The sequence below is a fragment of the Agrobacterium sp. 22-209-1 genome (genome assembly GCF_053522485.1).
Genome location: NZ_JBNWCH010000001.1, coordinates 205,404 through 224,622, shown reverse-complemented (window position 1 = coordinate 224,622; position 19,219 = coordinate 205,404). Strand labels below are relative to the sequence as shown.

At 58.5% G+C, this 19,219-nt stretch carries 14 protein-coding genes; 5 read left to right on the top strand and 9 right to left on the bottom strand.

All coding sequences use genetic code 11. The features are described from left to right. Positions 1-43 precede the first annotated feature (43 nt). Positions 44-1,366: a Tad domain-containing protein gene (locus ACQZ48_RS01005; RefSeq protein WP_244634970.1), complete on the top strand. Its 1,323-nt coding sequence runs from the start codon at positions 44-46 to the stop codon at positions 1,364-1,366. A gap of 141 nt (positions 1,367-1,507) precedes the next feature. Continuing rightward, positions 1,508-2,797, top strand: coding sequence for a pilus assembly protein TadG-related protein (locus tag ACQZ48_RS01000; protein ID WP_077984373.1), 1,290 nt, complete (start codon positions 1,508-1,510; stop codon positions 2,795-2,797). Positions 2,798-2,822: 25 nt separating this feature from the next. On the opposite strand, the gene ACQZ48_RS00995 is transcribed toward ACQZ48_RS01000, so the two are convergent. From ACQZ48_RS00995 to ACQZ48_RS00970, 6 genes are all read right to left on the bottom strand, one after another. Beyond that, the gene (locus ACQZ48_RS00995) at positions 2,823-4,817 is read right to left on the bottom strand and encodes an alpha-glucosidase (RefSeq protein ID WP_448728382.1); all 1,995 of its coding nucleotides are present in this window, start codon (positions 4,815-4,817) and stop codon (positions 2,823-2,825) included. An 11-nt stretch (positions 4,818-4,828) separates the two neighbouring features. After that, positions 4,829-5,686, bottom strand: coding sequence for a carbohydrate ABC transporter permease (locus ACQZ48_RS00990; protein WP_077984317.1), 858 nt, complete (start codon positions 5,684-5,686; stop codon positions 4,829-4,831). Between the two features lie 4 nt (positions 5,687-5,690). Further along, positions 5,691-6,602 carry a carbohydrate ABC transporter permease gene (locus ACQZ48_RS00985; RefSeq protein WP_162688087.1) on the bottom strand — a complete coding sequence of 304 codons (912 nt, stop codon included), beginning with the start codon at positions 6,600-6,602 and terminating at the stop codon, positions 5,691-5,693. A gap of 174 nt (positions 6,603-6,776) precedes the next feature. Further along, positions 6,777-8,027, bottom strand: a complete 1,251-nt coding sequence (locus tag ACQZ48_RS00980) for an ABC transporter substrate-binding protein (protein WP_448728381.1) — start codon at positions 8,025-8,027, stop codon at positions 6,777-6,779. Between the two features lie 52 nt (positions 8,028-8,079). Continuing rightward, the gene (locus ACQZ48_RS00975) at positions 8,080-9,156 is read right to left on the bottom strand and encodes an ABC transporter ATP-binding protein (RefSeq protein WP_448728380.1); all 1,077 of its coding nucleotides are present in this window, start codon (positions 9,154-9,156) and stop codon (positions 8,080-8,082) included. A gap of 335 nt (positions 9,157-9,491) precedes the next feature. Then, on the bottom strand, positions 9,492-10,196 hold the full coding sequence (locus ACQZ48_RS00970; protein WP_448728379.1) for a GntR family transcriptional regulator: 705 nt from the start codon (positions 10,194-10,196) through the stop codon (positions 9,492-9,494). A gap of 100 nt (positions 10,197-10,296) precedes the next feature. On the opposite strand from ACQZ48_RS00970, the gene ACQZ48_RS00965 reads away from it, so the two are divergent. Genes ACQZ48_RS00965 through ACQZ48_RS00955 form a run of 3 tightly spaced genes read left to right on the top strand, consistent with a single transcriptional unit; the run spans position 10,297 to position 12,871 of the window. Continuing rightward, positions 10,297-11,454 (top strand): LLM class flavin-dependent oxidoreductase, encoded by a 1,158-nt coding sequence (locus tag ACQZ48_RS00965; protein WP_003519880.1) that lies wholly within the window; start codon positions 10,297-10,299, stop codon positions 11,452-11,454. Continuing rightward, positions 11,454-12,347: an aldo/keto reductase gene (locus ACQZ48_RS00960; protein ID WP_077984313.1), complete on the top strand. Its 894-nt coding sequence runs from the start codon at positions 11,454-11,456 to the stop codon at positions 12,345-12,347. Before ACQZ48_RS00965 ends, ACQZ48_RS00960 begins: the two co-directional genes overlap by 1 nt. Continuing rightward, positions 12,347-12,871, top strand: a complete 525-nt coding sequence (locus ACQZ48_RS00955; protein ID WP_448728378.1) for a flavin reductase family protein — start codon at positions 12,347-12,349, stop codon at positions 12,869-12,871. The genes ACQZ48_RS00960 and ACQZ48_RS00955 overlap by 1 nt, the downstream gene beginning before the upstream one ends. 101 nt (positions 12,872-12,972) lie before the next feature. Here ACQZ48_RS00955 and ACQZ48_RS00950 read toward each other — a convergent pair whose 3' ends face one another. From ACQZ48_RS00950 to ACQZ48_RS00940, 3 genes are all read right to left on the bottom strand, one after another. After that, entirely contained in the window at positions 12,973-16,113 is a 3,141-nt protein-coding gene (locus tag ACQZ48_RS00950; protein WP_448728377.1) for an efflux RND transporter permease subunit, read from the bottom strand. Then, positions 16,110-17,387, bottom strand: coding sequence for an efflux RND transporter periplasmic adaptor subunit (locus ACQZ48_RS00945; protein ID WP_448728376.1), 1,278 nt, complete (start codon positions 17,385-17,387; stop codon positions 16,110-16,112). The genes ACQZ48_RS00950 and ACQZ48_RS00945 overlap by 4 nt, the downstream gene beginning before the upstream one ends. A gap of 289 nt (positions 17,388-17,676) precedes the next feature. Next, the gene (locus ACQZ48_RS00940) at positions 17,677-18,873 is read right to left on the bottom strand and encodes a polysaccharide biosynthesis/export family protein (RefSeq protein WP_077984309.1); all 1,197 of its coding nucleotides are present in this window, start codon (positions 18,871-18,873) and stop codon (positions 17,677-17,679) included. Positions 18,874-19,219 lie beyond the last annotated feature (346 nt).

The following is a 19,219-nucleotide window of genomic DNA, read 5'->3' as shown; positions in this document are numbered from 1 at the left end:
CTCAAATAAACCTCATCTGAATTCTGATAATTCGGAGATGAGCTTGAAAAACATCTGGCGGGACAAGTCTGGAAACTTTGCAATTCTTAGCGCTCTGTTGATCATACCGATCGTCGGATCTGCCGGCGTTGCGCTGGATGTCGTTCGGGCCATGAGCGTGAAATCCGATCTTCAGATGGCAGCGGACTCTGCGGCTCTGGCCGTGGTTGCGGAAAGTTCAGCCAGTGCCGAGGCTGCACGGCGAATGGCCAGCAACGGCGTCATTTCGGTCGGAAAGGAAGAGGCTGAGGCTTTTTTTCACAGCAATCAGCGAGGGAACCCGGAATATCGCCTATTGGCGCTCGATGTACAGGTGAAGAAGAATGGCACCGTGATCGAATCGTCAGTGAGTTTTAAGGCTTCGCTTGATACAACGCTCTCCAGAGTACTGGGAAAGGATTTCCTGACTGTCTCCGGCAGTGCAACTGCCAAATATGAGACGGAAACCTATACCGATTTCTATCTGCTGCTCGATAACTCGCCTTCCATGGGTGTCGGCGCAACGCCCGCCGATGTGGCAACGATGAAAGTTGCCCTCGGTTGTGAGTTCGCCTGCCATCTCTCATTGCCAGACGGGTCTTCCAATCCCAACAGCAGCTATTTCCGGCTCAGAAACAAGGATCCGAAGGCCCGAGGTTACATAAACGCGACGACGCGCATTGACGTGGTCGCAAAGGCAACCGCAAGCTTAATGGATACTGCCGAGGACACTCGCAAAAGACCCGACCAGTATCGCATTGCGGTCTATACTTTTGGAAAGACAGCAGAGGATGCCTTTTTTAACAAAGACCTTCCGGAAATTGTCTCGCGCACCTCGGATTTGCAGGGGGCCAAAAAAAAGGTCAAAGAAATTGAGTTGATGTCAGTTCCAGACCATCATTACAAAAGCGACCAGCATACGAATTTCGACCGTGCACTGACGAGAATCACACCGAAGATGGGAACATCGGGGAATGGCGCGAGTTCCGCTACACCTGAAAAAATCCTGTTCTTCGTGTCGGATGGCGTGGCCGATGCTGCAAAGGCCGCATGTACCAAGAAAAAGATTTGGAATGGACGCTGCCAGGAACCCATAGACACCAAGCTGTGCGACAACCTCAAGAAACAAGGATTCCGTATCGCCGTGCTTTACACGACGTATCTGCCGCTTCCTGATAATCCTCACTACAAGAATTGGATCGCACCATTCGAAACGGAAATCGGCCCGCGCATGCAAGCCTGCGCCTCCCCTGGCTTGTTCTTCGAGGTCAGTCCTTCGCAGGGCATCAGCGAGGCCATGTCGGCGCTTTTTAAAAAGGCGATCAGCTCGCCACGCCTGACCAACTGATGACCAGCATAGCGGAAGGCTGGTTGGATCGGTATTTAGTTATTTAGGAAATTAGATTTATCGAAAATTAGTTATCCTTTGAAACTGCCCTTCAACATTCTTTTTCTAAGTTCTGTCTCCAAAAGCGCTATGGGGGCAGATTTGAAAAATATCTGGCAGGATAGATCAGGAAATTTCGGAATTCTAACTGCTTTGCTTTTGGTGCCGCTCATCGGTACGGCCGGCGTTGCGCTGGATGTGACTCACAGCATGGCCGTAAAATCCGATCTGCAGATGGCAGCGGATGCCGCAGCCCTTGCGGTGGTTGCCGATACATCGTCGAGTGTTCAAAAGGCGAAGGAAATGTCGGGCGATGGCGTCATTTCGCTCGGCGCTGATGACGCCTCCGCATTCTTTGAAAGCAATGAGCGGTCCAATCCCGATTACAAGCTTCTGTCTCTGGATGTGTCGGTGACCAAGCACGGTAACGCGATCGAATCCTCGGTCAGCTTCAAGGCTTCCATTGACACGACGCTTTCACGGATACTCGGGGAGGATCTCATTACCGTTTCGGGCAAGGCGACCGCCAAATACGAGACGGAAACATTCAGCGACTTCTATGTGCTTCTTGATAACACCCCCTCAATGGGCGTCGGCGCCACGCCAACCGACGTTGCCACCATGGTCGCGAATACGAGCGACAAATGTGCTTTCGCCTGTCACATCGTGAAAGACGGTGTCGTGGATACGAACAGCTATTATTACAAGGCGAAAAGTCTCGGCGTGACGACGCGCATCAATGTGGTCGCAAAGGCAACAGCGAGCCTTATGGACACGGCGAAGTCCATGCGCAAAAGCAGCAATCAATATCGCATGGCAGTCTATTCCTTTGGAGAGAAAGCCGAAGATACGAAGCTGCTTGAGGTCGTACCGCTCACGTCGGATCTGGCGACGGCGAAGAAGAAAGCCGCTGAAGTTGATCTCATGTCTATCCCCAAGCAGGGATTCAACAACGACCAGCAGACGGATTTCGACCGGGCACTGACCCAGATCGGGGACAAGATCGGCACCTCCGGCACGGGCGCGAGTTCGGCGAGCCCGGAAAAGATCGTCTTCTTCGTGACCGATGGTGTCGGCGATAGCTATAAGCCATCGACCTGCACCAAAAAAACGACGAGCGGCCGCTGTCAGGAACCGATCGACGTCAAATATTGCACGAAGCTGAAAGAAAAGGGTTTTCGCATCGCCGTGCTCTACACCACCTACCTGCCGCTGCCGACCAATGACTGGTACAATAGCTGGATCAAGCCGTTTCAGCCGGAAATCGGCACACGCATGCAGTCCTGCGCTTCTCCGGGCCTGTTCTTCGAAGTTAGCCCGTCGCAGGGCATCAGCGATGCGATGACCGCGCTTTTCAAGAAGGCCATAACATCACCCCGTCTGACGGGGTGATGACAGGGACGATCTCAGCTATCGTTCAGTTGATTGTGCGAAGCTGCTCAAACAGCGGACGATGGCTACTATCTGCACGATAGAACACCGCTGGTTCGCCGAGCGGCGCCGCCACGGTGACGTTGTGTCCGCCGGGATAATGCGCACCGCTCCACAGGTGTACCCATTCACCGTCGCCCGGAAGATAGAGCGAGCGTTGCGTTTCACCCGCTTTCCACACAGGTGCGACAAGTATGTCCGGCCCGTAAAGATAGCAGTCCTGAATCGCAAAGGTCTGGCGATCATTTTCGTAATGCAAGAAGAGCGGACGTTGCACCGGCAGGCCTGTTCTTGCCGCTTCCGCGGAGAGCGATTTCAGATAGGGGGCCAGCGCGACATAGATGGATGTCATGCGGGCGAAATGGGAAAGAACCGTTTCATCCTGATCGATCTGGAGATTGTCGCGCGGCCGGTTGCCCTCGTGGGTGCGCATGACCGGCGTGAAGGCGGCCATCTCCGTCCAGCGCATGATGAGTTCCGCTGTGCGGACATTGCCGAACAGGCTGGTGTAACCGCCAATGTCGGAATGGTGATAGGCATTGCCCATGAGGCCGGAGGAGAGCGCGCCGCAGATGACGGTGACAAGGCCGTCGTGACGGGAGAAGTCGACCGATTGGTCACCGCCCCAGATCAGCGGGCAGTGAGTCTGCACGCCGGTGAAGCCTGCCCGCATGAAGAACAGTGCTTCACCGGTCTTGCCCCGATTTTCGACGCCCTTCGCGTTGACCTCGGCCCAGAGCGTTGGCCAGGCATTGTGCATCAGCTTGGCATCGACGCCGTTGGACAGCTTGATATCGATCGGCAGATATTCGCCGAAATCGGCCATCCAGCCGGAAAGGCCGAAATCGAGCATGTTTTTGCCGATGATCTCTTCGGCGAACCAGTCGGCGGCGGCCGGATTGGTGAAATCGACCACGCCGCAATCGAACTCGCCGAAATCCACCAGCGCCGTTTTGCCTTCGGCGTCGGTTGCGAAATAGCCGGCTTTTTCGGCGACCGGGAAAAGCGGGCCGTCGACGCAGAGATAGGGATTCACGTAACCGAGGAAACGAATGCCCTGATCGGCAAGCTCGGCAATCTTCTGGCGCAGATGCGGGTAGCGGGTCTCATTCGCCTGCCAGTCCCAGAACAGACGGGCGCCGAAGGATGTCTGGCGCAGACCCACCCAGTCCTCGCACCACAGGCCCGACACCTTCGTTCCGGCCGCCCGGATTTTCTCCAGTCTGGTGAAGGAGTTGACGCCGTCCTTTAACCCTATGATCGCACCGCCATAAATCCATTCCGGCAATTCCGGCTGGCGGCCGAACCGCAGTGAAAGCGCAGACACGATATCGGTGAAATGATCGCCGGCGAAGAATTCGATCTTTTCTGGGATGGCCCAGATTTCGATCTCATGGAAATCGTCGTTGCGGAAATCGAAGACCGAATAGGCGCTTGTCTCCACGTGCAGGGCGTATTTGTGCGACGACAGGTAAGTCGGCTGCGGGTAGTTGGTATTGTAATAATCGCCACCCGCCTTGCCGCTGACATCGGACTTGAAAGTGATTTCGGTGGTCTTATCGCGGCCGACCCCGGGCTCGGAGGTCCAGAGCGGGAAGCGCCGGCCGCGCATGTCGAAATAGGACATCTGCTCGCCGCCGCCCCAGACATGCTCGTCCGTTTCCGCGACGATACGCAGCCAGAGGCGATTGATCGTCTCGTCCAGCGCCGTCAACCTGATAGCGTTGCCGTCGAGCGTCAGGCGAAGGCGCGGCGCCTGTCCTGGCGCGGATGAGAGCGTGACGCTGTCGCCACTCACCTCGGCATGGCGCAGGGCCGTTCTCTCGATGACATAGTCTTCGATATCGAAATTGCCGCGATACATGTCCATTCGCTCTTTACCGAAACCGGCGAAGAAGGCCGGATTATCGGTCGAATGGGAAAGGATTGTGCGATTGCCGATCGCAAGCGTGAAGCCGTCTTTGGTCGTTTCGAAATACATGACTTACCCTTTTAGCCCTTGAGACCACCGGCGGTGAGACCCGAGACGACCCGTTCCTGGAAGATGACGATCAGGATCGCAACCGGCACGATGCCGACCACCAGCGCTGCCGAAATGACCGGCCAGGGGAAGGCGAATTCACCCTGATATAGCTGGATGCCGACGGGCAGGGTACGCAGTGCGGGGTTGGAGTTGAAAGAGAGCGCCAGCAGGAACTCATCCCAGGCATTGACGAAGGCAAGAATGCCAGCAGTAAAGACACCCGGTGCGCAGAGCGGCACGACGACCTTGAACAGGGCGCCGATGCGGGTGCAGCCATCGATCATGGCGGCATTTTCGAGGTCGCGTGGGATGCTTTCGAAGAAGGATACCAGCATCAGCGTGCAGACCGGCAGCGACAGCACCGTGTAAGGCAGGATCAGCGCCGTCCAGCTGTTGAGCAGGTTGAGCGCCCGCATGATTTCGAACAGCGGTACCAGCAGCGTCACCAGCGGGAAGGTGGAAACGGCGATAATGAGCGACAGGATCAGCGCGCGGTATTTGAGGTTCAGCCGCGCCAAGGCATAAGCGGCCAGCACTGAAATCAGGATGGTGAGCGCGGTGGAAAGCAGCGCCACCATGAAGCTGTTGAACAGGAAGAGGTGCAGCGGCTGGTCGGAAAAGGCCTGCATGTAATTGGCGAGCGTCGGCGCATGCGGAAACCAGGTAATGGGTTTCGCGGTCAATTCCGCTTCGGTCTTCAGCGATGTGAAGAGAATCCAGATCGCGGGGAAGAGGCCGTTCACCAGAAGAATGGAGGCGGCGATGAAACGCAGCGGCTTGCCGGAGAAGAAGGAGGACAGACCGGAGGAGGTGGCAACGGTGCTCATGGGATCAGTCCTTCGTCCTGATAATGCGGAGGTAAACGGCGGTAACGCACATGGAAAGCGCAAACATCATGACAGCAAGCGCAGAACCGTAACCGAGATCGAGGAAGGAGACGGTGTTCTGGTGAATATACATCGCAAGCGTGGTGGTGGATGTGCCGGGGCCGCCGCCGGTCATCATGTAAGGAATATCAAAGGTCTGCAGCGCCGTGATCGTGCGGAAGATGAGCGCGACGACGATCGACGGCTTCAAAAGCGGCAGAGTGATTTCGAAGAACTGACGGATTTTGCCGGCGCCATCCACATCAGCCGCTTCATAGAGCGAGCGCGGAATGGTCTGCAGGCCGGCGAGGATCATCAGCGCCATGAACGACGAAGTTTTCCAGATGATCGTCAGGCAGATGGCCGCAAAGGCCCAGTTCGGCGAGTTGAACCAGATGATGCCTTCGAAGCCCAACCGGTTCAGCACGTCATTGACCACGCCATATTCATAATGGAAGAACCACGCGAAGATGAGACCTGCAAAGGACAGCGGCAGCGCCCAGGGAATGAGAAGGGAAAGCCGCATCGGCCACTGCATGGAAAAAGGCAGGTTGGCAAGCAGTGCGAGACCAAGGCCCATGAACAGCGCGCCCGGTACGGTGATCAGCGTGATCAGAACCGTATTCCAGGTCGTTTCCCAGAAAATCGGATCATCGAACATGGCGGTATAATTTTCAAAGCCGATAAATTCCGCCGGCAGCCCTGATGTCAGCGAAAGGCTGAAAAAGGAGGTATAGACGAGCCGCGCCACCGGATAGACGATGATGAGCGACAGCAGGATCGCCGCCGGCGCCAGGAGAAGCACGGCCAGCGACCGGTCGCCGAGATCGAGCCATCGCGTCCAGCGCGGCAGCTGCTTTTCGTCCACCCGGACCATGGTTCTTTCCGGCATTGTCACGTCTGCCACTCCCGCAACTGGATTCACGTCGTCGTCTCCCGATCGGACCGGTTCTTATCCGGCCCGTTTATCGCGCCCTTCAGGCGGCTTTATTCCTGTCCGTCGAAACGGCCGGAAAGGGCATGGCAAGCATGCCGCCTTCCGGCCTGAAGTTTAGCGCAGAACGCGCCGCAGACGGCTTTCCATCTGCTTTGCACCATCCTCCGGTGTCATCACGCCGGCAAGAACGCCATTGACGGTGGTGCGGATCGTCTCGCTGACCTCGTTGTAACGCGGGGTAACCGGACGGGCCTTTGCCGTTTCAACGACGGGCAGGGCGTCCGCGAACCACGGGATCGTCTTGGTTACGTCCGCATCCTTGTAGAGGGCGGCATAGGTGGGCAGAAGCGCTGCGTTGATCGCCATGAACTTCGACACATCCTGACTGGAGAGATATTCCACCAGCTTCTTGGCTTCATCCTGCTGTTTGGAATAGGCCGAAACGCCGAATTCCCAACCGCCGAGGCAGGTCGTCTGCTCGCCGCCCTTGACGGCCGGCAGACGGGCAACGCCGACCTTGTCGTTCACCTGTGATTCCTTGCCCTGGAAATGGGTCCAGGCGTAGGACCAGTTGACGGCGAAGAGAACCTTGCCGGCCTGGAATTCCTTGCGGGTGTCGTCGGTCGCGACTTCCGAAATATTCTTCTTGGAAATGCCTTCGTCGACAAAGCTCTTCCAGAGCTTCAGGGAATCCACCGCTGCCTTGTTGTCGAAATTCAGCTTGCCGTTTTCAACCAGCGACTTGCCCTCGCTCCAATAGGGCAGGAGGAAGGTGCAGACCGCGCCTTCGATCGCCTTGCCCTGGAAGGACAGGCCCTGAAGTTCGGGGTTCTTTTCGCCTTCCATGACCTTCTTGGAGGCTTCCTTCAGCTCGTCCCAGGTGGTCGGCGGCTTGATGCCGTATTTGTCGAGCAGGTCTTTGCGGTAATAGAGGAACATGGAGTCGGCAAAAGCGGGCAGCGCCACGATTTTGCCGTCTACGGTATTTGCTTCGGCATAGGTCGGCAGATAGGCCGACATGTCCTTGCCTGAGAAATCGCTGGTCCAGCCGGCCGTGGCGAATTGTGCGGGGCGTATGACGTCGAGCATCAGCACGTCAAGGCTCGAATCCTTGGCCGACATCACGGTGTTTAGATATTGCGCCTGCATTTCCGAGGTGTTGCCGCCGGTCTCGATGACCACCTTCACGCCGGGCGTCTTCGCCTCGTATTGATCGAGCGCCTTGCGCCACACATCGGGCTGATGCTGGCTGGAAACGAAAATTTTCAGTTCGGCGTCGGCAAAGGCCTGTCCCGAAAAGGAGAGCATGGTTGCGCAGAGCGCGGCACCCATGAGGGCTTTGCCCTTGATGGTTTTAAATGTCATGTGTTCCTCCCGTTATTAAACCTGTTGGCCGCAGCGTTTCCTCGCCCGGCAATCAGTGGATCGAGCGTTCCGTCGTCGCGTCGAAAAGATGGACCTTGGATGGATCGACGCCGATCTTCAGTTCCTCATTCGGCGCAGGCCGCAGATGCGGCGGCATGCGTGCGGTCAGCGCCGCATCGCCAAGGCTGAAATGGACGAGCGTGTCCGAGCCGAGCGGCTCCACCACCTGCACCTTGACCGCAAGCTGCGTGTCGAAGCCCTCGACGGGGCCGAAATGTTCCGGGCGAATGCCGACGATGACTTCGCGCCCTTCGAGACCCGTTTCGCGGGATGGCCGGATGGCGGTCATCGGCAGGGAATTGCCGTCGGAGAATGCCAACCGGTCGCCGCTCACCTTTGCGCGGGCGAAGTTCATCGCCGGAGCCCCGACGAAACCGCCGACGAACACGCTTTCAGGCCGGTTATAGACCTCGTCAGGTGTACCGACCTGCTCGATATCGCCGCCGCGCAGGATGACGATGCGATCTGCAAGCGTCATGGCCTCCACTTGGTCGTGGGTGACGTAGATGATGGTGGTGCCGAGCTGCTGATGCAGGCGCTTGATTTCCGTCCGCACCTGTCCGCGCAGTTTGGCGTCCAGGTTGGAAAGCGGCTCATCGAACAGGAAGACCTGCGGGCGGCGCACGATGGCGCGGCCCATGGCCACACGCTGGCGCTGGCCGCCGGAGAGCTGGCCGGGCCGCCGGTCGAGAAGGTGCTCGATGCCCAGCATCTTCGCGGCCTCATCGATGCTGGCATTGGCCTGCGATGCGCTGACACCGCGCACTTTCAGGCTGAAACCCATGTTTTCACGCACCGTCTTGTGCGGATAAAGCGCATAGTCCTGAAACACCATGGCAATGTCGCGCTCACGCGGCGGCAGCTTGTTGACAACGCGGTCACCGATCTTCACTTCGCCGCCGGTAATGCTCTCCAGCCCCGCGACCATGCGCAGCGTCGTGGATTTGCCGCAGCCGGAAGGGCCGACGAAGACGACGAATTCGCCATCGTTGATTTCAAGGTCGATGCCCTTGACGATGCGAAGCGCACCGTAACTCTTGTCCAGCTTGCGCAGGCTGACCGAAGCCATATTTTCCTCCTCACGACCGGCGCGTCCAGAATTCGAATGGACGCCATTGCCGGTATCAACCTTCAAGTTCCACGCATCGCATCGTCGAAAATCGATCCCGATTGTCTGGCGATATCGTGGGATGGCGAAACGCCTGTCTCCCTGAGGTCGTGATATTACCTTTCATAAAAAGGAAATCAATAGTGTATCAATTTTATTTCTGACAGAAATCAAAAACTATTAACCCATTGATTAAAAGAAATATAACTGCAAAATCAGCTCGACGGCAGGCTGCTGCTTGCTTGCCTCCCGTCAAATTCTTTCATCTATGTGGAGCACGCGAAATTTGCACAGTCTCAACGTATGCGTGAAACGTATCGTGCAACGGTATGGTCGAACCAGGTCCATGAAACTTCGGCCACCGCGCCATCCTGTGCCTGGCTGAGGCGCAGCACCCGCGGCACAGAGGCGCCGGCTTTCTGGCCGAAGACCTCGGGCGTCCATTCCGGTACTTCACCGAGATCGATGCGATCCTCCGCCTTCGATATCCAGAGATTGAGGCGGGTGCGGTAATAGAGATAAAGGGATTCCGACATGTTCTCGATGGTGATGGTGTCCACGTAAGAACCGTCCAGCCAGATCTCCTCGATGGCCGCGGGTTTGCCGGCGATGCGCCGCAGGCGTCTTATCCTGTGCCCTTCGGTCGATGTGCCGAAAGCGGGCAGGTCAGCGGGCTTGGCAAGGCGGGCCACATCCAGAACCTCCGCCGTTGGCAGGCCGCCGCCCTCGATCAGTTCAAGCCGGAAGAAGGCGTAGACGCTTTGCGGATCGCTGACGGCGCGAATGTAATTGCCGGAGCCCTGCACGCGCTCCAGAAGGCCGCGCTCCTGCAATTCGGCAAGCGCCTTGCGCAGCGTGCCGACGGCGATGCCCAGATCAGCCGCCATATCGCGCTCCGGCGCCAGCTTCTCGCCATCGATCAACCGGCCCGCCGCCACTTCGCGCACCAGCATTTCGGCGATCTGCATATACATGGGCAGGCTGCCGCCAGTGTGTTTCATATACCGTTTCCTCCCCCGAAACAAAAATTGATACATCATTGATTTACATATTTCTTGATGTTATGCAAGAAAAACGAGAGCGGCCCTGAGGAGGAATTGCATGACCGTCGTACCCGTTACATCCGCTGATCTCGATGCTGCCGAGGTCTCCTGGTTTTCCGCTTTGTGTTCCGATGACTACGCCTATCTTGGCGTGCCTGACGGTAGCTTGCGTTCCAGTTTCGAACATTGTTCCGATATCGTTAAAAAGGCGGAGGAACTCGGTTTCCGCAATATCCTCTGCCCCTCATCCTATCAGGTGGGGCAGGATACGCTGAGCTTCGTCGCCGGCTGTGCGCCGATCAGCGACCGCATCAATTTTCTTGCTGCTATCCGTTGTGGCGAAATGCAGCCGATCATGCTGGCCCGTACGGTAGCGACGCTCGACCACATGTTGAAGGGTCGCCTGACGCTCAACGTCATCAGCTCCGATTTCCCCGGCGAAGTGGCTGATAGCGCCTTTCGCTACAAGCGCAGCCACGAGGTCGTTGAGATTCTGCGCCAAGCCTGGACGCGTGACACCATCGACCATGACGGCGAAATCTACCAATTCAAGGGCGTCTCCACCGAGCCGGCACGGCCCTACCAGCAAAATGGCGGACCGCTCCTTTATTTCGGTGGCTACTCGCCGGATGCGCTGGAACTCTGCGGCGCGCAGTGTGACGTCTATCTGATGTGGCCTGAGACGAAGGACCAGCTGGCGGACCGCATGCGCGCCGCCAACGAGCGCGCCGCCGCCCATGGCCGCACGCTGGATTACGGCCTGCGTGTCCATATGGTGGTGCGCGATACCGAACAGGAAGCCCGTGAATATGCCGAGCATCTTGTCTCGAAGCTCGATGACGAGTACGGCCAGCTTATCCGCAACCGCGCCCATGACAGCGGTTCACTCGGTGTCTCCCATCAGGCGCGCGCCCGTGAACTCGCCGACAAGTTCGGTTATGTCGAACCCAATCTATGGACCGGCATCGGCCGGGCGCGTTCGGGCTGCGGTGCGGCGCTGGTCGGTTCCACCGACAAGGTGCTTTCGGCGCTGGAGGAATACCAGAAGATGGGCATTCGCGCCTTCATCCTGTCCGGTTATCCGCATCTCGATGAAGCGGAGCACTTCGGCACCAAGGTTCTGCCGCAGATGAAAACCTGCTCCCTGCCGCATGCCTACGGCCGGGTGCCTTCCGAAACGCCAGCGACGCCGCTCGGCAACGGGGAACGCCACTGATGGAACGTATCGCTCTTTCTGACAAACTCGAACTCAGCCGCATCGTTTACGGCATGTGGCGCATCGGTGACGACGCCGACACGTCACCAGCCCATGTTCAGGCGAAGATCGAGGCTTGCCTCGCGCAGGGCATCACCACCATGGATCAGGCCGATATCTACGGCGGATACACGGCGGAGGCCATTCTCGGCGCCGGCCTGAAGGCTGCGCCGGGACTGCGCGACAGAATAGAAATCGTCACGAAATGCGGCATCGTCGCGCCGGCCGGCCGCCACGCCGCCGCCCGTGTCAAACATTACGATACGACGGCCGGCCACATCAATGCTTCGGTCGAAGCCTCGCTACGTGACATGGGAACCGATCACGTCGATCTGCTCCTCATTCACCGCCCTGACCCGCTGATCGATGCGGAGGAAACCGGTAAGGCGCTCGATGCGCTGGTGGCTTCCGGCAAGGTCAAGGCAGTGGGCGTCTCAAACTTCCGCCCGTGGGATTTTTCGCTGCTGCAATCGGCCATGAGCAACCGGCTCGTGACCAACCAGATCGAAATGAGCCTTCTCGCCACCGATACCTTCACCAATGGCGATCTGGCTTACCTGCAGGAAAAGCGGGTTTCGCCCATGGCATGGTCGCCGCTCGGTGGCGGTTCGCTGTTCTCCGGCGCGCATGGGGGCACCATGGCTGCCTTGCAGCGTATCGGCAAGGAACAGGGCGTCGATGCGACGGCTGTCGCGATCGCCTGGCTGCTACGCCATCCGGCAAAGATCGTGCCGGTTCTCGGAACCAACAATCTCGAACGCATCAGAACGGCGGCCGATGCGCTCCGCGTGACGATGGACCGCCAGACATGGTTTGAACTCTACACCCTTGCGATTGGAAAAGAGGTGGCGTGATGACAGTGGCAGAGGCAATCAAGATGCCCAATGAGGATGTATTCGTTCCCGGCGGCGAAAACAGCCGCAGTTTCCGCAATGCGCTCGGCGCTTTCACGACAGGCGTCACGGTGGTAACCGCCACCACGCCGGAAGGTCCGATTGGCATGACGGTCAATAGCTTTGCGTCGGTATCGCTCGATCCGCCGCTGGTTCTTTGGTCGCCGGCAAAAAGCTCGTCGCGTTATGAGGCCTTCAACGGCGCCACGCATTTCGCGATCCACGTACTGAGTGCCGATCAGGATGTGCTGAGCGCCCGGTTCACTCGTAATGGCCGTGCTTTCGACGATCTGGATTGGGAGTTGAACGACGAGGGCGTGCCGGTCATTCCCGGAACGCTCGCTCGTTTCGAATGCCGCCAGGCGGCAGCCCATGATGCGGGCGATCACACGATCATCGTCGGAGAAGTTCTGCGCGCAGCCCATCGTGACGGGGACCCTCTATGCTTTTCAGGCGGAGCCTTTGGCCGGTTTTCGCGGCAATAAAAGAGCCTGGCTGGATCTTCATAGTCTCTGACGAGGCTCTGTTATTGCAGCCGTAGTGCCGCAGCGGGTTTCGAGGCGCTGGAGCGCCTCGAAAATCTGCGTTAAGCGGCAACGGATTCCGGTTCGCCGGTCCCTTCCGGCTTTTGCGGTTCGGTGTTTTTTTCCGCCCTTTTCCGGCGGGAAAACACCCTGGTGAGGAATTGGCCGAACCGGTCCATTTCCACGAAGATGACGGGCGTGATGAACAGCGTCAGCAATTGCGACACGATGAGGCCGCCGACCACGGCGATGCCGAGCGGCTGGCGCAGTTCCGAACTCGCGCCCGAGCCGAGTGCGATGGGAAGTGCCCCAAGCAGCGCGCAGAAGGTCGTCATCATGATCGGCCGGAACCGGCGCACGCAGGCCTCGTGAATGGCGGTTGCTGGTCGTTCCGCTTTTTCGCGTATCAACTCCACCGCAACATCGATCATCATGATCGCATTTTTCTTGACGATGCCGATCAGCATCAAAAGGCCGATCAGCGCGATGATCGAAAAATCCATGCCCATCACCTTCAGCGCCACCAGCGCGCCGAAGGCGGCGGCCGGCAGTCCGGAGAGGATGGTCAGCGGGTGGATGAAACTCTCGTAAAGCACGCCGAGAACCACATAGATGGTCAGCACCGCTGCCAGAATAAGGATGCCGGTATTGCCCTGGCTCTGCTGGAAGATCGCCGCCGTGCCGCCATAGCTGGTGAAGACATCCTGTGGCAGACCTATCGTGCTCTTGATCTGGTCTATCCGGCTCGTGGCATCGGACAGCGCCACCCCATCCGGCAGGTTGAAGGAGATGGTGGTGGAGACGAGCTGGCCCGTCTGGTTGATGGTAACAGGCGCCTGCGTGCGGGTAAGGGTGGCGAAGTTGGAAAGCGGAACCAGAACCCCGGATTTCGCCGAAAGAATGTTGATATCGCTGAGGAAATCGTCATTCCAGGGTTTGGAACTGTCGAATTCCACAATCACGTCGTAGCTATCGCCAGTAGACTGGATTTGCGCCGCCGTATAACCGCCGAAAGACATTTCCAGCGTCTTGCGCAATTGGTCATTGGTAATGCCGAAGGCGGCGGCCTTTTCCGGATCAACGGAGATCGTGGCGGCGATCGCACCGTTCTGGGCGTCGGAAGTGACGGAGGTGAAGGTGTGGTCGCGACGCATCGCGTCCATCAGCTTATTCGACCATTCGTTGGTCGTGTCGGCATTCAGACCCTGAACGACGAGCTGGTATTGGCTGGCGGAGCTGCGCCCGCCAAAGCGCAGGCTCTGCTGCGGATTGATATAGGTGCGGATGCCCGCCACTTTCGATGTGGCCTGACCCAGTTCCGCCAGCACCTGGCTGAGCGGCGCCCGCTCTTCCTTGGGCTTCAGTTCCACGAACATCGAGCCGTTGTTCAACGGATTGCGGGAATTGCCGCCGACGATAGAGGTGACGTGCACGACGGCTGGATTCTTGCGAATCTGATCGGCGACCTGCGCCTGGAGATCGCGCATCGCCGTATAGGAAATATCCTCACGCGCCCGTGTCGAAACCGAAAGACGTCCGATATCTTCCTGTGGAAAGAAGCTGGAGGGCAGGGTTTCGAAGAGATAGAGCGACGCCGCGACCGAAGCGAGAAACGATGCCAAAACGATGCGACGGTGAGAGAGGCACCAGCCGACGGCGCGGCCATAGGCGCGCAGAGTGCGTTCGAAACCCGCATCGAACCAGCGGATGATCGCAGGTGGTCTGGAGGAGTGGCCGGAGAGGCGCGAAGCGAGCATCGGCGTCACTGTCAGCGAGACCAGCGCCGAGGCCATGATAGCCAGCGTGACGACCATGCCGAACTCGTTGAAGAGCCTGCCGATAACGCCGCCCATCAACAGAATCGGAATGAAGACGGCCACCAGCGAGATTGACATGGACAGAATGGTGCCGCTGACTTCCGCCGCGCCCTGCAAGGCCGCCTCGCGCATGGGCAGGCCTTCTTCATGCAGGCGCAGGATGTTTTCCAGCATGACGATGGCGTCATCCACCACCAGCCCCACCGATAGCGTCAGCCCGAGCAGCGAGATGTTGTCGATGCTGTAGCCCAGAACATACATCATGCCGAAGGCGGTGATGAGAGACAGGGGTACTGCAAGACCGGGAATGATGGTCGCCGTCAGGTGCCCGGTGAAGAGATAGATGACCGCAACCACCAGCCCGATGGTGAGAAACAGGGTGAACTGAACGTCTGAGATCGCATCCTTGATGGCGGTCGAGGCATCATTCATGACGTTGATATTGACGGAGGGCGGCAATTGCTGGTGAAGCGCCGGCAGCTTCGCCTTGATGGCGTCCACGACGTCGACGGTATTGGCGTCCGGCTGACGCTGCACGGCGAGAACGATGGCCTGTTCGCCATCGAACCAGCTGCCGGCATTGGTGTTGTCGATGCTGTCGGTGACATTGGCGATATCGCCGAGATGGATCGGCGCGCCATTATTCGTCGAGACGACCAGCGAGCGGAAGGCGGCCGCATTGGTGCGCTGGGTATCGGCCTCGATCGTCAAGCGCTGATTGTCGGTCTGCAAGGCACCAACGGGCACCTGATTATTCGCCTGGGCGATGGCCGTGGTGACGGTGTCGACGCCAAGCCCTCTTGCCTGAAGCTGGGCCGGATCAAGGCCGATGCGCACGGCATAGGTTTGTGCACCATAGATGCTCACCTGCGCGACGCCGGAAATTGTGGAGAGAAGCGGTGAGATGATGTTTTCGGCGATCTCATCCACCTTGCTGGTCGGCATTTCCTTGCTGTTGACGGCGAGCAGCAGCACCGGCGCATCGGCCGGGTTGGTCTTGCGATAGCTCGGCGTCGTCGTCATGTTGCTGGGCAATTGCCGCTGCGCGCGGGAAATTGCGGCCTGCACATCGGCCGCCGCGGCGTCGATATCGCGGTTGAGATCGAACTGCAGCACGATCGAGCTGTTGCCGAGCGTGTTGGTGGCGCTGATTTCGCTAACGCCGGGAATGGTTTCGAACTGCTTGACCAGCGGCGTGGTGACCGATGTGGCCATGGTTTGCGGCGAAGCGCCTGACAGCGACGAGGAAACGTTGATCGTCGGAAAATCCACCTTCGGCAGGGCGGCGACGGGCAGCAGGCGGAAGCCGGCAAGCCCGGCCAGCACCAGGCCTATGGCGAGAAGCGTGGTGGCGACGGGCCGGTTGATGCAGAAATTCGGGATCATTGGCCGCCAACCTTTTCCTGTGAAATATTGGCGGCCAGATTGCCGGCTGCGCCGCCCTTGTCGGAAAATTGCTCGACTACAAACTGGCCGTCGGCAAGTTCGGATTGACCCTCGATAATCACATGCTCGCCGCCATTGAGGCCGCTTGCGATGGCGGTAAGATCGCCATTCGAGCGGGCGACTTCCACCGGCGTCATGTGGGCATGGTGCTCACTATCGACGGTATAGACGAAATTGCCCTTCGGTCCGGGGCGCACGGCGACTGTCGGCACCACGATCATTTCATCCCCCGAGACGAAATGGGCCGTGACGTTTACCGACTGGCCGGGCCATAAAAGACCGCGATCGTTCTTGAACTCCGCCTTGGCGAGCACCGTGCCGGAGGTCTGGTCCACCGTATTGTCGTAGAACCGCAGTACGCCGCTCATCGGTTCGCCTCCCGTCGCCGCGGGGTCGACATCGACTGCGGTATCCTTTGCCACGCCTTCACGAAGTTGCGGCAGGTAGCGCTGTGAAAGCCGGAAACTGACCGAGATCGGGTCATATTTGGTGATCGTCACGATGTTGACGCCCGCACTGAGATAGGCGCCGGGGCTGACCGTGATGTCGCCGAGCCGCCCATCGAACGGCGCGCGGATTTCCATATGTTCGAGCGCCACCTCATCGGAAGCGAGCGTTGCCTTGTCGGCGTCGGTCTTGGCACTGGCGCTGTCGCGCGCTGCCCGTGCCTGATCCAGTACCTGTTGCGATTCAGCACTTTGCTTGACCAGATTAGCGGCGCGCTGGAAGGCGGCCTCGGTCTGTTCCAGCGTTGCCTGATCTGCGGCGATATTGGCCTTGTCCTTGTCGACGGCGGCCCGTGCGATGCGATCATCCAATTTGAGGATCAGATCGCCCGCCTTGATATGCTGGCCGTCCTTCGCGCTGATCTCCGTGACGAGACCAGCCTGAAGCGGCGCGATATTGGTGATATCGGCCGCAACCGCCCAGCCCGTCGCCTTTGCATCCATCGGCAACGTCGCTTTGCCAACGGCGATGGTACTGACGGTGGGTGGCCCGCCATTGCGCCGCCCTCCGCCCTGTCTTTGTCCCTGCTGCCGGGCCGGTTGGCCGCTTTGGGAGGACTGCGCCGCCGTTTCGGCGTCGACCTTGGGAGACACGCTGGCAAATTGCTTGAGATAGGGGACTTGATCGAGCGGCAGGCGATCCTTGAAATACCAGGCACCGGCGGCTGCGATGGCAAGAACGCTGAGAGCGGTCCAGAAACGTTTCATCTGACGATTCCGCGTAATGAGAGCGATACATGTTTCCCGAACATGTGCGGCAAGCCTTGGGAGCAGCTTTCCCCCACAAGACACCCAATGCGTTGCGAAATCACCTTAAACTTTTGTAATGGCGGTGATGATGACCGTGGCCATATCCCCTGTCTTTCAAGGGTGGACGGCTTCGGTTCCTGCCCCAGGGCAATGTTTGATCACCTTCCTGTTCACCACTGGTTCCGGCCAGGGAAAAAGCCGCCTCGTTTCCGGGGCGGCTTTGGGATGAACGGCGAAAAGCCGCCGTTTAGAAGGCGCGGATGGCGTTGCGGGTCGCAAGAACGTCCTCGGCGACATTGCCCGTCGTTGCCGGTACGGAGCCGACGAGATCCAGGAACTTGTAAAGTTCAGTGGCCTGCGAGTTGGTGACATAGATGATGTCGCGATCCTGCATCGGGAACTTCGTGGCGGCGAAGAATGTCGATGGATCGCGCAGATTGGCGCGGAAGATGACCGGCACGTCCTGTCCGGGGAACTTCGACGTATTGATGCCGAGCTTCACGAGAAGATCGCGCTTGACGATACGATAGACATAGACCTGAGCCGGGTCAGCGCGGGAATCGAGCAGTCCGCCCGCTTTGCCGAGTGCATCCGACAGCTTGAGATCGGCATCCTCGAACTCGAAACGCCCGTTGAGACCAGAAGCACCGAAGGCAAGGTAGGTGCGGCGTTCACGCTCCACCATGATCGTGTCGCCCGGAACTACATAGATGTTTTCGGACGGCGTGCTGACGAGGTGGTTGTAATTGACGCGGGCGGTCTTGCCGCGGCGGATCAGCGTGACATAGGATTCGATATTCGGAGCGCTGAGGCCCTTTGCGTAGGAAATGACGTCGAGAACCCGATCGCCCGCTTCCGAAAGCTGAACCTTCGTCGGCTCCTTGACGTCGCCCAACACGGAGGCCTGTGCGGAGCGGCTGGAAATCTTGGTGATGAGAACCTGCGGCTCGATGGCGCGGTTGGCGAGCCGTTCCTCGATTTCGCTCTGCACATCTTCGACGTTGCGGCCGGTGGCGCGAATCTTGCCCGCATAGGGAACGCTGATATTGCCTTCCCGGTCCACGGTCTGGTTCGGCAGGCTGATGAAGTTGCCGGGACGGCTGCCGGCGTCGTTTGGAATGAAGAGGCCGCCGGCCTGGCTTTCAAAAATTGCAACCTGCACCACGTCACCGACGCCCATCGGCAGTGCCGGAACGCCGCCCTTGCCGCCGCCGAAACTGCCGAGCAGGGTAGTGGTTGTGGTGTCGCCGACGTAATTGAGGACGGCGCTGTTGATGTCGAGCAGTGCGTAGTCGACACCGGCGGTTTTCTGCTTGTCCTTGGAGGCGAATTTCACCGAAGCGTTAGATTCGATCGAGGCTGCATCGGGGCCGGAGGCTGCGGTAACCGTGCAACCCGCCAGTGCTGCAGAGGCAAGCATAATCGAAACATTCAATAAACGCATTTGGTCCTCGAAATGAATTCCGTCCGAAAAGCAGAAATAATTCGGACATCGTATAAGTTTTTAAAAATAAGCACTTCATAAATGACACCGGTAAAGGAAATCCAAACCGGCATTACATCCGTTCAGCGGAATCGCATCCCGGGATGTTTACGTCCTCTGTCAGGCATATGCCTAATTTCAGACGATGCTTCAAGTTCATCATCGTTCAACTGCGCCGAAAAATTCCGGGCGAGGCGCGATGGTCGAACCCCAGACGGTGTCAGTATTGTTGCGCTTCAATATTCAGTTGGACGCCATCATCTCTTCGATTGCTGCATCGCGCTAGTGCAGTTTTGTCACGCCTGCG